General features: G+C 58.9%; 15 protein-coding genes. 7 read left to right on the top strand and 8 right to left on the bottom strand.

Going from position 1 to position 12054, the window contains the following annotated elements:
- Positions 1–9 precede the first annotated feature (9 nt).
- Together AAAK34_RS13750 and AAAK34_RS13745 are read right to left on the bottom strand one after the other, a co-directional pair.
- Positions 10–360, bottom strand: a complete 351-nt coding sequence (locus AAAK34_RS13750) for a 2Fe-2S iron-sulfur cluster-binding protein (RefSeq protein WP_431777388.1) — start codon at positions 358–360, stop codon at positions 10–12.
- Positions 361–807: 447 nt separating this feature from the next.
- Positions 808–1743 carry an alpha/beta fold hydrolase gene (locus AAAK34_RS13745; RefSeq protein WP_231695902.1) on the bottom strand — a complete coding sequence of 312 codons (936 nt, stop codon included), beginning with the start codon at positions 1741–1743 and terminating at the stop codon, positions 808–810.
- Between the two features lie 67 nt (positions 1744–1810).
- Between AAAK34_RS13745 and AAAK34_RS13740 the strand changes: the two genes are divergently transcribed.
- The 4 genes from AAAK34_RS13740 (at position 1811) to AAAK34_RS13725 (ending at position 4767) form a co-directional block, all read left to right on the top strand.
- The gene (locus tag AAAK34_RS13740; protein ID WP_431777387.1) at positions 1811–2869 is read left to right on the top strand and encodes an aldo/keto reductase; all 1059 of its coding nucleotides are present in this window, start codon (positions 1811–1813) and stop codon (positions 2867–2869) included.
- A gap of 15 nt (positions 2870–2884) precedes the next feature.
- On the top strand, positions 2885–3376 hold the full coding sequence (locus AAAK34_RS13735; RefSeq protein WP_231695904.1) for an aminoacyl-tRNA deacylase: 492 nt from the start codon (positions 2885–2887) through the stop codon (positions 3374–3376).
- A gap of 402 nt (positions 3377–3778) precedes the next feature.
- A complete protein-coding gene (plsY, locus tag AAAK34_RS13730) occupies positions 3779–4411 on the top strand; it encodes a glycerol-3-phosphate 1-O-acyltransferase PlsY (RefSeq protein WP_231695980.1) in 633 nt (210 codons plus the stop codon).
- Entirely contained in the window at positions 4408–4767 is a 360-nt protein-coding gene (locus AAAK34_RS13725; RefSeq protein WP_231695905.1) for a RidA family protein, read from the top strand. Before plsY ends, AAAK34_RS13725 begins: the two co-directional genes overlap by 4 nt.
- 44 nt (positions 4768–4811) lie before the next feature.
- Here AAAK34_RS13725 and AAAK34_RS13720 read toward each other — a convergent pair whose 3' ends face one another.
- Positions 4812–5465, bottom strand: coding sequence for a retropepsin-like aspartic protease family protein (locus tag AAAK34_RS13720; protein WP_431777386.1), 654 nt, complete (start codon positions 5463–5465; stop codon positions 4812–4814).
- On the bottom strand, positions 5465–5950 hold the full coding sequence (locus tag AAAK34_RS13715) for a YajQ family cyclic di-GMP-binding protein (protein ID WP_231695906.1): 486 nt from the start codon (positions 5948–5950) through the stop codon (positions 5465–5467). Before AAAK34_RS13715 ends, AAAK34_RS13720 begins: the two co-directional genes overlap by 1 nt.
- A gap of 77 nt (positions 5951–6027) precedes the next feature.
- Between AAAK34_RS13715 and murB the strand changes: the two genes are divergently transcribed.
- Positions 6028–7101 (top strand): UDP-N-acetylmuramate dehydrogenase, encoded by a 1074-nt coding sequence (gene murB, locus AAAK34_RS13710; protein ID WP_231695907.1) that lies wholly within the window; start codon positions 6028–6030, stop codon positions 7099–7101.
- A 21-nt stretch (positions 7102–7122) separates the two neighbouring features.
- Here the strand turns inward: murB and AAAK34_RS13705 are convergent, their stop codons facing one another.
- Together AAAK34_RS13705 and AAAK34_RS13700 are read right to left on the bottom strand one after the other, a co-directional pair.
- Positions 7123–8391, bottom strand: coding sequence for an MFS transporter (locus AAAK34_RS13705; protein ID WP_231695908.1), 1269 nt, complete (start codon positions 8389–8391; stop codon positions 7123–7125).
- A gap of 87 nt (positions 8392–8478) precedes the next feature.
- The gene (locus AAAK34_RS13700) at positions 8479–8796 is read right to left on the bottom strand and encodes a pyrimidine/purine nucleoside phosphorylase (protein WP_231695909.1); all 318 of its coding nucleotides are present in this window, start codon (positions 8794–8796) and stop codon (positions 8479–8481) included.
- A 72-nt stretch (positions 8797–8868) separates the two neighbouring features.
- Between AAAK34_RS13700 and AAAK34_RS13695 the strand changes: the two genes are divergently transcribed.
- On the top strand, positions 8869–9627 hold the full coding sequence (locus tag AAAK34_RS13695; protein ID WP_231695982.1) for an RNA methyltransferase: 759 nt from the start codon (positions 8869–8871) through the stop codon (positions 9625–9627).
- Positions 9628–9738: 111 nt separating this feature from the next.
- Positions 9739–10509, top strand: a complete 771-nt coding sequence (gene cysE, locus AAAK34_RS13690; protein WP_231695910.1) for a serine O-acetyltransferase — start codon at positions 9739–9741, stop codon at positions 10507–10509.
- 179 nt (positions 10510–10688) lie between these two features.
- Here the strand turns inward: cysE and mog are convergent, their stop codons facing one another.
- Positions 10689–11276: a molybdopterin adenylyltransferase gene (gene mog / locus AAAK34_RS13685; RefSeq protein ID WP_231695911.1), complete on the bottom strand. Its 588-nt coding sequence runs from the start codon at positions 11274–11276 to the stop codon at positions 10689–10691.
- 47 nt (positions 11277–11323) lie between these two features.
- Positions 11324–12019, bottom strand: a complete 696-nt coding sequence (gene yjgA / locus AAAK34_RS13680; RefSeq protein WP_231695912.1) for a ribosome biogenesis factor YjgA — start codon at positions 12017–12019, stop codon at positions 11324–11326.
- Between the last annotated feature and the right edge of the window lie 35 nt (positions 12020–12054).

Raw genomic sequence — 12054 nt, 5'->3', positions numbered from 1 at the left:
GGGTCTTCTTCAGGTTGAGGATAGGGGTGAGCTGTTCGCCGGTTCAATGGTTCGGCAAACGCTCTTTTTCATGTTTCCGAGTACCGCAATGCGCAGGTCGCTGGTGGGTTTGATGCGGCAAGAAAGTACGTAGCCTTCGGCTTCCTCGGCCTCACTTACGTGTTCCCGGCTCATCACGCGCCGCACGTACTGGCCTTCAAGCACTTGAACCTTGCAGACGCCACAACCCCCGTTGCGGCAGCCCACCGGAATGCCTTTTTTGCCCAGCGCTTCCATGCCTTCCAGCACGGAACGCGATCCGGCGCAGCGGTAGCTTTCGCCCGTTTCATTGAGGGTGACGGTGTACGTGAGCAAACTCATCGCATCGAAGTCAATTCTTCCGCCGACTGCTTGTGTTCTCAGATGGCTGCCGTGCCTTCAAGGCAGACACGCATGTCTATCTGCATGGAATTCTGAAAAATATCGATAAATACGAAAGATTTCATATGGGAGGCAGTGGGCTATAGGTGATGGAACATCTGGATTCTAGAGATAAATTATTGATAAATTATTGATTTCAAGCAATAGAGCAGCAGAGATCGGAGTGTGGCCGACCCTGATGGAAGTTGGGCTCTTCTTGGGGGGTGGGCAATATCGATAAAATTGGGCAAGGATGTGTCTGACTCTTCCTTGCCCGGTGCGCTATTTCCAGTCTTCTGGAGATTGGTCTTGAGTTGAGACGCTGCATGCACCCGTGCAGGCGTCTATTTCAGGGCTCGCACTCGCTGCGGCGTTATCTTCGCCGCTTGAGGGGGCCCTTGACAGGCCTTATTCGCCGAGAAAATCCACTACCAGGCGGGCAAGTTCCTCTGGCTGATCGTGGTGAAGCATATGACCTGCGTTCATGATCGTCGCGCGCCGCAGGTTGGGTACGTGGGCAATGCGCTCTTCGAACTCAGCCTGTGAGTATCGTTTTTGCCAAGAGGTTTTCAGGCTGCCGTCGTCGGCTTCGACCATCAGCGTGGGTGCGGTGATTTTCTTGTACAGCTCAAGCATTTCATCTACACGAAAAAGCTGTGCGTTGGTGATGCGGTGAGCGGGGTCGCCCAGAATCTCCCAGCGCGAGTTGCCGTCTGGTTGAATGCGCTGTTCAGACAAATGGCCTGCCAGCCAATCCGCTTTGGCGCTAGGTAGGCGGGGGTTGGTTTTGATCAGCCGAGCTGCCACGCCGCTGGCATCCTCATAGTTTTTCAGCAGGCTCTGGCCTGCATGTAGAGATTTGATTTCGTCGATCCATTTGGCATAACGGCCGGGCGCTTGCTCTGGTTTGGTGGATGGCATGCCGAAACCTTCGAGGTTGATGAGCCGGCGGATCCGTGTTGGGCGAACGCCTGCATACATCATTGCCACATTGCCGCCCATGCTGTGCCCGACGAGATCAATCTCCCGGTTGCCCGCGTAGTGGTCCAGCAAACATTCCAGGTCACCAAGATATTCGGGAAAGCTGTAGTGATCGGTCGCAGGCCCCGTGGAATGGCCAAAACCTCGCCAGTCGGGCGCAATGATCAGTCGGCCTTTGAGAAAATCCTCTGGCAATGAATCCACCATGAACTGGTAGGAGGCAGCCACATCCATCCAGCCATGTACCAGCACCACAGGGGGAAGGTCGGTGGGGCCGGAAGTATCGCCCCAAAGGCGGACGTGATAGCGGTGCAAGCGAACGGGAACGAACTCACTGCGTGAAGGGCGGACGATTTGGTACATGGGGGCATTATCAAATCAAGCGGTCACGGTTACGATTCACCTTTGTGACAACGCTCCTTCGCAATACATGAAAACTATTACTCTCGGGCGCAGCGACTTGCGCGTGACTCCAGTCTGCCTTGGCACCATGACCTTTGGTGAGCAGGTGGACGAAGCCAATTCCCATGCGATCATGGATCGTGCGGTTGAGCGAGGTGTGAATTTTCTCGATACGGCAGAGATGTACCCCGTGCCACCTAAGGCCGAGACGACCCACCTGACGGAAATTTACATTGGCAACTGGCTGAAGGCGCGGCCAGGCATGCGCGAAAAGATCGTCCTGGCCAGCAAGGTGGCGGGGCCTTCGCGCGGGATGCCGTGGATCCGTGCGGGGCATGGCATGACAGCGGCCGATATTGAAGCTTCCTGCAACGCCAGCCTGAAGCGCCTGCAGACCGACGTGATCGACCTCTACCAGATCCATTGGCCGGAGCGCAACGTTCCCAGCTTTGGCAGCATCTACTATGAGCCGGCTCGTGAAAAATCCGCTACGCCAATCCGAGAGCAGCTGGAAGCGCTGGCCAAACTGGTTCAAAGCGGCAAGGTGCGAGCCATTGGCCTTTCCAACGAAACGCCTTACGGTGTACATGAGTTCGTTCGGCTGGCCGAAGAGCATGGGCTACCGCGCGTAGCCGCCATACAAAACCCGTATTGCCTCACGTCTCGCACCTATGACAACGGGCTCGACGAAACCTGCCACAGGCTGGAGGTGAGTCTGCTGGCCTATTCGCCACTTGGTTTCGGCGTGCTGACCGGTAAGTACGATGCCACGGGCATTCATTCCGCGGAGGCGCCGCAAGGCCGCATGAGCATGTTCGACCGGATGAAGAGCCAGCGCTGGGGCCGCTTGAGCGCGCTGGAAGCGTCACGGCGCTACAGCCAGTTGGCTCGCGATCACGGCCTGACGCCCACGCAGATGGCCCTTGCGTTCTGCTACCGCTCATGGCGTGTGGCCAGCACGATTATCGGCGTGACGACGCTGGCACAACTGGATGAAGATCTGGACGCCTGGGACACTCAGCTCTCGCCCGAGCTTCTGGAGGCGATCGACGCAGTCCGCCTGGAGCTGCGCGATCCGGCGCAGTAAGGGGTAGGCCAGCGCATGAGCAAACGCAACCACGTGAGTGAAACCCCCGCGACAGCGCTGCTCCGCAGCCACGGAGTGGCTTTTACTGAACACCCCTACGAATACGTGGAGCATGGCGGTGCCGAGTACAGCGCCGAAGTGCTGGGATTCGATCCGTTCACGGTGGTCAAGACCTTGGTCATGCAGGATCAGGATGCCAAGCCGCTTGTTGTTCTGATGCATGGCAACCGTAAAGTGTCGACGAAGAATCTGGCTCGCCAGATCGGTGCCAAATCGGTTGAACCCTGCCGTCCGGAAGTGGCCAACCGGCACAGTGGCTACCTGGTGGGAGGTACATCGCCTTTCGGCACGCGACGCGCCATGCCGGTTTTTGTCGAGGAGACCATCCTCGAGCTGCCTCGCATTGCGATCAATGGCGGGCGCCGCGGCTATTTGATAGGCATTGATCCACAAGTGTGCTTGCAGGTGCTGGGAGCCAAGCCGGTTCGGTGCGCGATTGAAGATTGAATGGGTGGGGTGCCTGTTTCGCCTGCATTGTCTGCAGCGATGGGGTGAATCGATGGGGAGAAGCTATAGGATGCCCTGCATAACCCTCGCGAGTCGGTGGTAGTGCGGATCGGGATGAGGCGCAAGGCGTCTTTTTGCAGCCAATAGCCCAGCTATTGGCAAGAAAAGCAACGCAGCGGATCGCCCGAGGCCGTGCTGCCACAGACCGCAGGGAGTTATGCAGGGCATCCTATACGGGCGGTTATAGGTATTATTCGCCCCTGAAACTTAAGGATGCCTTGCATCACCCTCGCGAGTCGGTGGTAGTGCGGATCGCCCGCGGCCGTGCTGCCACAGACCGCAGGGAGCTATGCAGGGCACCCTTTAATACCTTTATATACTTTTGAGGGGGCTCTCGACACCGTGGAAACGATTTGGCCTTTGCTTGCGGCACTGCTTGCTTATCTGATTGGATCGCTCAGTTTTGCCGTTATCGTCAGTCGCCTCATGGGACTGCAGGATCCGCGCAGCTACGGCAGCAAGAACCCGGGTGCCACCAACGTGCTGCGTTCCGGCTCGAAGGCCGCCGCCATTGTGACTTTGCTGCTCGATGCGGCCAAGGGTTGGCTCCCGGTCATGCTGGTCAGGTGGTTTGGTCAGCAGTACGGGCTGGGGGAGGGTACTCAAGCCCTGGTGGGGCTGGCGGCATTTCTTGGGCATTTGTACCCGGTGTTCTTTGGCTTCGCGGGCGGTAAGGGGGTAGCTACCGCAGCCGGGGTGCTGCTGGCGCTAGAGCCTTTGTTAGGGGTGGCTGTGCTGGTCACCTGGATCGTCATAGCGCTCTTCTTCCGCTATTCGTCACTTGCCTCGATCGTCGCGGCAGTGTTTGCGCCTGCCTATTACCTGCTGGTCGATGGGGCCGCCTGGGATGCCTCTGGCGCCAAGACGCTGGCCATGGCGGTCATGGCCATCCTGTTGATCTACCGCCACCGGGAAAACATTAGCCGCCTCATGTCTGGCACAGAGTCGAAGCTTGGCAAGAAAGGTAAGAAATGAACGCCATCACGCGTCATGGCATGGGCCCGCGTTTGTCAGAGGCTGCTGTTTTCAACGGCGTTGTTTATCTGGCGGGCATGGTGCCCGAGAGCGGCGCCACCGACATACGCGGCCAGACGGCGGATGTCCTGGCACAGGTTGATCAACACCTGGCTGTGTGCGGTAGCGACAAATCGCTCATTCTTCGCGCACAGATTTTCTTGGCCGACATAGTTGACATCGTTGCCATGAACGAGGTGTGGGATGCCTGGGTGGCGCCAGGTCACGCGCCGCCGCGCGCTACTGTGCAAGCGGCACTTGCTGACCCCGGAATGAAAATTGAGATCGTGGTGACGGCTGCGCAACGCCAGGGCTGAGGATTTTGCTTTCTCCGCCCGTCAGAAGCTGCGGAAAGCAGCATTTATCGGCGGCTCAGAGTCAGCTGATCTGCGTCTCGTCGCATGTTGAATCGGTTCAGGAAACTATTGCCCAACAGAACTGCGGGCATGGGTAGCGGCGTAACTACTGCATCTACGTCGTACAGGGTTACTTCACCCACCTTTACGTTGCGTAGCTTTAGGCGCCAGCCTTGGGCAACCCCATTGGCGGTGTTCATTCGCACCGGAGTTGCCGACTTATAGTCAATGCCTAGGCGATCAGCTTCCGACTGGCCGAGCGCTACGTCAGAGGCACCAGTATCGACCATGAACTGCACGGGGCGATTGTTGATACTGCCTTGGGTGAAAAAATGACCTCGGCTGTCAGCGCTTAGAACGATGCGGTCCCCACCGTCTCCGGACGGTGCGCCGCCCACGCTGGCCGGGGCTTCTCCCAAGCGCAATGTAAGCTGTTTGCCGCCCACACTGACCACAGCTTGGTCTGCACTGGTGGACAGCACGCGCACGCCGCCAAATGATTCTCCCGGGGCCACGCTGCGCGGCCTGCCGCCGTCGATGATGAGGAGGGCGCGCTTACCCATCATGCCTTGCAGAGTTACGGACTGTGACCAGGCCGAGCCAGATCCCATCAAGGCCAAGGAGCAGGCTCCCAGAAGGGCGTAACGCGCAGCTTTCATCAATCGCGGAAGTTGTCGAACGAAAGAGGCAGATCGGTCATTTCCTTGCGCAACAAGGCCATGGCTGCTTGCAGATCGTCACGTTTCGTGCCTGTGACACGTACTGCGTCGCCCTGAATGGATGCTTGAATTTTGAGTTTGCTTTCCTTGATGAGCTTCTGGATTTTCTTGCCGTCTTCGGTGGCAATGCCGTTTTTCACCTTGACGACCTGTTTGACCTTGTCGCCTCCGACCTTGGCCACAGGGCCTTTGTCGAGAAAGCGGACGTCCACGTTGCGCTTGGCGAGCTTGTTGCGCAGGATTTCATCAACTTGCTGTAGCTGAAAATCGGCGTCGCCCAGCAGGGTAATTTCCTTGTCTTTCAGCTCTATGGCGGCTGAAGTGCCCTTGAAATCGAAGCGTGTTCCGATTTCTTTGGCGGTGTTTTCCACCGCGTTCTTCACTTCCACCATATCGGGTTCGCAGACGGTGTCGAATGAGGGCATGCTTGTTCCTTTCGCTTGACTAGGCTTGTGGGGGTGCGCATATGCAGTGTGCATATGTGCAGTGCGACAATTGTCCCATGTTAGTCGAGCAAAACGTCCCTCTGCAGTCACTCAACAGCTTTGGCATTGCTGCCCGCGCGGCAAGCCTCGTGCGGGTTCGCACCGAAGGCGATGTGCGGGCCGTGCTGTCTGATCCGGTGTTAGGGGGGCAGGGTAAGTTCGTGCTGGGCGGAGGCAGCAATATCATCCTTACAGGCGATGTAAAGCAATTGGTCCTGAAGGTGGAGACGCTCGGGCGTCGCGTGCTGGAGCAGACCGAGCGCCACACCATTGTGGAAGCAGGGGCTGGTGAAAATTGGCACGATTTTGTCACCTGGACGCTGGATCAGGGCTTGCCAGGCTTGGAGAATCTTGCGCTCATACCCGGCACGGTCGGAGCCTCGCCTGTGCAGAACATCGGCGCGTATGGGCTGGAGCTTCAAGACCGCTTCGATTCCCTGGACGCAGTTGATCTGGCTACGGGAGAGCTGTTCAGCCTTGATGCCGCGCAGTGCGGTTTCGCCTACCGTGATTCAGTGTTCAAGCATCCTCCCGCCGCGGCCACCTACCCGGGTGAGCTGCCGCGGAGCATGGGCCTTGCGGGCCGCGCGTTGATCTTACGTGTGCGCTTTGCGCTGCCCAAGGCGTGGAAGCCGGTGCTAGGCTACCTGGATCTTGAGCGGCGCATGCAGGAGGAGGGTGTGAACCGCCCCAGCGCCAGGCAAATCTATGATTGGATCGTGTCCATTCGGCGAGCCAAATTACCCGATCCAGCCGTGATTGGTAACGCCGGCAGTTTCTTCAAGAATCCCACGGTGACCCCTGAGCAATGCCAGGATATCATCGGCCGCGACCCCAAAGTGGTCCACTACCCGATGGCAGACGGAAGCATCAAACTGGCCGCCGGCTGGCTCATTGACGCTTGCGGCTGGAAAGGCAAGCAAGTGGGCAACGCGGCTGTGTATGACAAGCAGGCCCTTGTGCTGATCAACCGCGGTGGTTCGGAGCATCCAGCCACTGGCGGCGAAGTGATGACGCTGGCCAAGGCGATTCAGACCAGCGTGTACGAGCGTTTTGGCATTCGGCTGGAGCCCGAGCCGGTGGTGGTTTAAGGATGCCTTTAGAGAACCCAATCAGGAGGCTGTGGGAGCGCTCCAGCGCCTGCGGGCGGTGGTTCGCCAGTAAAGCCATCCTGCAATGCTCAAGTTCACGGCGTTCCAGGCAATGCCGTTGATGAAGGCCGCACGGTAGCTGCCCGTCACGTCGAAGATCCATCCGGAAAGCCAGCCGCCCAAGGCCATGCCCACCAGCGTGGCCATGATGACGGCTCCTACCCGCCCTCCAGCTTCTCTTGCGGGAAAGTGCTCTCTCACGATGATGGCGTAGGAGGGCACGATACCGCCCTGAAACAAACCGAACATCGCAGAAATGACATACAACGGCACCAAACCGTTGGCCGGCAGAAACAGAAGCAGTGCCACGCATTGCAAGGCTGACCCTAGCAATAACGTGCGAATGCCGCCGATGTGGTCACAGATCCAGCCAGACAGCAACCGGCTGATGATGCCAAAGCCTAGCATCAGGGAGAGCATTTCCGCGCCCCGAGCAGCGCCGAACCCCAGGTCGGTACAGTACGCGACGATGTGCACTTGCGGCATGGCCATGGCAACGCAGCAGGCTACTCCGGCCACGCACAGTAGCCATTGGGCATGAGCGGGGGGTAATCCGAAGGGTTTGCTCTTGTCGATGGAGGGCGTGCTGACGTTTGCAGCGCTGGGCGTGGCTTCCAGGGTTGCTGCCGGGGGCCGCTGGCGCATGCGTGTAGCCAGCAACGCCATGCCAATGCCGCAAAAAAGGCCCATGGCGATGTAGGTGGGGCGCCAGCCAAAATGTTCGACGCCCCATTGCGCCAATGGCGGCCAGATGGTGCCGGCGATGTAATTGCCACTGGCGCAGATGGCCACGGCAATGCCTCTGCGGCGGTTCCACCAGAGGCTGGTGTCCGCCAACAAGGGGGCGAACGTGGACGCGCCGCCCAGGAGCCCCAACAGCAAGCCGTGCGCCAGGCCGAAGCTCCAGATGCTGCCAGAAAACCCCGCCCACACGAACCCGCCAAGGACTGCCGCAGAGCCCATGAGCAGCACCGGAGTGATTCCATGTCGGTCCGCCAACTTTCCGGTATAAATGCCCCCTATACCCAGGCAGATCATCATGAGCGTGTAAGGCAGCGATGCGTTGCCGCGGCTTACGCCAAACTCTGCCTGCACGGCGGGAAGCACCACGGACACCACGTACATGCTGCTGTTGCCTAGCGTCACCAGCAACACGGTGATGAACAGGCGCCATGCGGCGGCACGAGAGTCGATCAGTGCCGGGTCTGCGGGAAGGGTGGAGGAGTTCACGTTAAAGGCGGGAGAGCGTCTGATGATGACCGTTGCGCATCATGCACGAAAGGCGCCGGATGTCATCTCCCATTCGCTGTCTTCGCCTTAAGCGTAGTGGCAGATGTAGTGGTAGGACTCAGTCACCCGGATGTCGAACGACGAGTTGGCTGGGATGCCGAACTTCTCTCCCGGGCTGGAAGTCTGCCAATCGCTGGTGCCGGCCAGCTTGTATTCGCAGCTGCCGCCTACGCACTCCATGATTTCGGCTGCGCCGGTGTTGAAAGTGAGGGTGGACGGCAGGACAACCCCCACACTCTTCTTTGTGCCGTCAGCGAGCGTGAAGCTGTGGGAGACGCATTTGCCGTCGAAATAAACGTTGGCCTGCGTGGTGAGCGTAACGTTGTGAATGCTTTGGGTTGTCATGGTGAGAAAGAGTTAAAAAACCCGCATGTTATCTCGCGCGACAATCATGGCCTGATGAAACGCTTTGACGCCATGAAAACCCGCTTTGTTTTAATCGAAACCAGCCACGCTGGAAACGTGGGCGCCGTTGCACGGGCGATGAAGGTGATGGGGTTCGATGATCTGGTGCTTGTGGCCCCGCGCTGGCCTGATGTGCTCACCCGTGCCGAGGCTATTGAGCGGGCGAGTGGAGCCACCGATGTGCTGGAGCGTGCGCGCATTGTGCAGACTGTGGAAGACGCTCTGACAGGCATGACGCACCTTTGTGCCACGGCCATGACGCCGCGAGACTTCGGCCCGCCGACTCGAAGCCCCAGAGCGCATTTTGACAGACTGCTCAATCCTGCGCCGGGCGCGCCCGAGGTGCCGGAAGGCGTCGCCTTTCTATTCGGTTCTGAGCGCTATGGCATGAAGAATGACGATGTCTATCGTTGTCATGTGGCGCTTTCGATTCCTACGAACCCTGATTATGGATCGCTCAATATCGCTGCTGCGGTGCAATTGATTGCCTACGATTGGAGGGAGGCGTTGGCGGCCCGCTTTGGTGAGGAAGGAGCCTCCCAATTGCAGAGGCAGGACCGTGAGAATCAGCAGGCCGATGCAGCACAAATCGCGGGAATGCTGGGGCATTGGCAACAAGCGCTTGTCGATATCGGGTTTCTGGATCCAACAGCGCCCAAGAAGCTCATGCCTAGGCTGACGCAGCTTTTTAACCGGGCCACGCTGACCCAGGAAGAGATTCACATCTTGCGCGGCATTGCCAAGGCGATGCGTGAGAGCGCAAAGCGCTGAGCCGGCTTTCAGCTCACTTCACCAGACTACCAGGAAAAAACGGATGAGCTGTGGGGAAGCTCCTGCCGTGTTCCGTCATGGGAAAGCCAGTCAGTTTAGACTTCACGCAACATGTTGAACCAGATTCGCTCCTATTCCCGCGCCATTCTCGAGCGTGACCCTGCTGCGCGCAGCGTATGGGACGTGGTGTTTTCTTACCCCGGCTTCCATGCACTGGTGCTGCACCGTGTGGCCCATGCTCTATGGGTGCGCGGCTGGTTGTGGCTGGCGCGATGGATTTCACATTGGGGACGCTTTCTTACCGGCATAGAGATTCACCCCGGTGCCAAGATCGGCGAGCGCGTGTTCATTGATCATGGCATGGGCGTGGTGATCGGTGAAACCGCAGAGATCGGCGACGACTGCACCATCTACCAGGGCGTGACGCTGGGCGGCACTTCCCTGACCAAGGGCAGTAAACGTCACCCCACGCTGGGCAAGGGCGTGATTGTGGGTGCCAGTTCGCAAGTTCTCGGTGGCTTTACGGTGGGAGACGGTGCCAAGATTGGCTCTTCGGCCGTGGTGACCAAACCTGTGCCCGCAGGCGCGACCGCGGTGGGTAACCCGGCACGCATCATCCTGGCAGAGTCGGAAGCCAAGCGCGAAGAAGCCGCTGCAAAAATGGGCTTTTCGGCGTACGGGGTGACTCAGAACGACGACCCTGTCAGTCAGGCGCTGCGGGGCCTGATAGACGGCACGGCAACACATGATCATCAAATCACGCTGCTGTGGCAGGCTGTTGAGAAGCTGGCCTGCAAGCTTGATCCCAATTGTGTTCCGGACGACGCGGCCCGGGAAGATAGCTTTGAGGCCAAGAAATACAACGAGCTCGTGGGGAAGTAGAGAAGCACCCCCTGAGGCGCTTACGCGCCTTCGCCTACGCCGGCCGCCCCCTCTCTCTGCGGGAGGGGGACAACGCCACTGGCCGGCGCAGGTCCGACCACGGCGTTTTGCGGGTTGGCCTGCTCCGCGGCCTTTTGGCGCTTACGCGCCCATTTCTGATGTGTTTCTGTTGAAGGGTGTCAGCGCCTCTGAGCGCTCTTGGGTCTGAAGGCTTTGCAGACGGCTTCGTTTGCTTCGAGGTAGGGGCCGCCGATCAGGTCGATGCAGTAGGGCACGGCGGCGAAAATGCCGTGTACGAGTTGCTTGCCTTCATCATTCTTCAGACCCTCAAGCGTTTCTGAGATCGCCTTGGGCTGGCCTGGTAGGTTGATGATCAGGCTCTTCGAGCGGATCACGGCGACTTGACGAGACAGGATGGCTGTCGGGACGAAAGTCAGGCTGATCTGGCGCATTTGCTCGCCAAAACCAGGCATCTCCTTGTCAGCGACTGCCATTGTTGCCTCAGGGGTGACGTCACGCGGCGCAGGCCCTGTGCCGCCGGTGGTCAACACCAGCGAGCAGCCTGCGTCGACCAACTCAATCAGGGTCTGGCTGATGCCCGGCAATTCATCGGGAATCAGGCGCTCTATGAAAGTGATCGGATTCTTGACTGCCTTGGTGAGCCATTCACGTAAGGCGGGCAGGCCCTGATCCTGGTAGCCGCCGCTGGAGGCGCGGTCGCTGATGGAGACGATGCCGATAGTGACGGGTTCCAGTTCTTGGCTCATGGTGTTGCTATTCCGCGCTCAACGCAAAAATATTCTCAAAAAATGCATCAGCCAGCGTGGCTGTCGTCGGTGTAGCCGGCATCCTCTGCATCAATGGGTTGAATGGTGGGCGCGTCTGCTTCGGCTTGAATCAACTGGTCGCGGACAAGCTGAAACAGTTCCCGCCATGCACGGGCCTTGCGCGGAGCGAGCCCTTTGGATTCGGCCACATTGGCTTCTGCGGGCGCCGGGGCGTCCTTGCGTGCCTGGCGAACCAGCGCGCGCAGTTGCTGCGTGTCTGTATCGGGAAACCGCGCGACCCAGTCTGCGACAGCAGCATCGTCTTCGACCAGACGCTCGCGCCAGGTTTCGGCCGAATGCAGCAGAAGGGTTTCTTTTGCAGAGCCCTTGCGCTGTTCCTGAAGGGCTGCGCGGACAGCGTCTATGGTTTCGCTCTCCAGCTGGCGCATCAGTTTTCCTACGAACTGGCTTTGTCGACGCCGGCCCTCGAAATTGCTGATCTTCTTGAGCTCGTCCAGCGCGTCGATAAGCTTGGTGGGCAGGGCTAGTGCCTCGAAGCGGTCTTTACGTAGCGTGAGCAACTCCTCGCCCAAACCTTGCAGTTCGGCGCTCAGGGCTTTCAGTTCGGTCTTGCTCGGTTCATCGCCACCTTTCAGGTCGCGTTTCAGTTCGAGGTCGAGTTCGCTGCCTTCAGCGACGAAGTGGCCACGTACGTAATAGCCTTTCTTGGGTTTGCGGGACATGAAATTTAGGTTCGGGTGGTGCCGAAGTTGGCAGT

The sequence above is a fragment of the Ottowia caeni genome (assembly GCF_050821495.1).
Classification (GTDB): domain Bacteria; phylum Pseudomonadota; class Gammaproteobacteria; order Burkholderiales; family Burkholderiaceae_C; genus Ottowia; species Ottowia caeni.
The sequence above is the reverse complement of the archived record's forward strand: the minus strand, read 5'-3'. Positions and strand labels throughout refer to the sequence as shown.

Excerpts from the sequence above, each read along its gene's own strand:
- AAAK34_RS13725 (WP_231695905.1), top strand. The coding sequence starts at position 4,408 with ATGAACGCCATCACGCGTCATGGCATGGGCCCGCGTTTGTCAGAGGCT.
- mog (WP_231695911.1), bottom strand. The coding sequence starts at position 11,276 with ATGAGCCAAGAACTGGAACCCGTCACTATCGGCATCGTCTCCATCAGC.
- cysE (WP_231695910.1), top strand. The coding sequence starts at position 9,739 with ATGTTGAACCAGATTCGCTCCTATTCCCGCGCCATTCTCGAGCGTGAC.
- yjgA (WP_231695912.1), bottom strand. The coding sequence starts at position 12,019 with ATGTCCCGCAAACCCAAGAAAGGCTATTACGTACGTGGCCACTTCGTC.
- murB (WP_231695907.1), top strand. The coding sequence starts at position 6,028 with ATGTTAGTCGAGCAAAACGTCCCTCTGCAGTCACTCAACAGCTTTGGC.
- AAAK34_RS13695 (WP_231695982.1), top strand. The coding sequence starts at position 8,869 with ATGAAAACCCGCTTTGTTTTAATCGAAACCAGCCACGCTGGAAACGTG.
- AAAK34_RS13735 (WP_231695904.1), top strand. The coding sequence starts at position 2,885 with ATGAGCAAACGCAACCACGTGAGTGAAACCCCCGCGACAGCGCTGCTC.
- AAAK34_RS13745 (WP_231695902.1), bottom strand. The coding sequence starts at position 1,743 with ATGTACCAAATCGTCCGCCCTTCACGCAGTGAGTTCGTTCCCGTTCGC.
- AAAK34_RS13740 (WP_431777387.1), top strand. The coding sequence starts at position 1,811 with ATGAAAACTATTACTCTCGGGCGCAGCGACTTGCGCGTGACTCCAGTC.
- AAAK34_RS13750 (WP_431777388.1), bottom strand. The coding sequence starts at position 360 with ATGAGTTTGCTCACGTACACCGTCACCCTCAATGAAACGGGCGAAAGC.
- AAAK34_RS13700 (WP_231695909.1), bottom strand. The coding sequence starts at position 8,796 with ATGACAACCCAAAGCATTCACAACGTTACGCTCACCACGCAGGCCAAC.
- AAAK34_RS13720 (WP_431777386.1), bottom strand. The coding sequence starts at position 5,465 with ATGAAAGCTGCGCGTTACGCCCTTCTGGGAGCCTGCTCCTTGGCCTTG.
- AAAK34_RS13715 (WP_231695906.1), bottom strand. The coding sequence starts at position 5,950 with ATGCCCTCATTCGACACCGTCTGCGAACCCGATATGGTGGAAGTGAAG.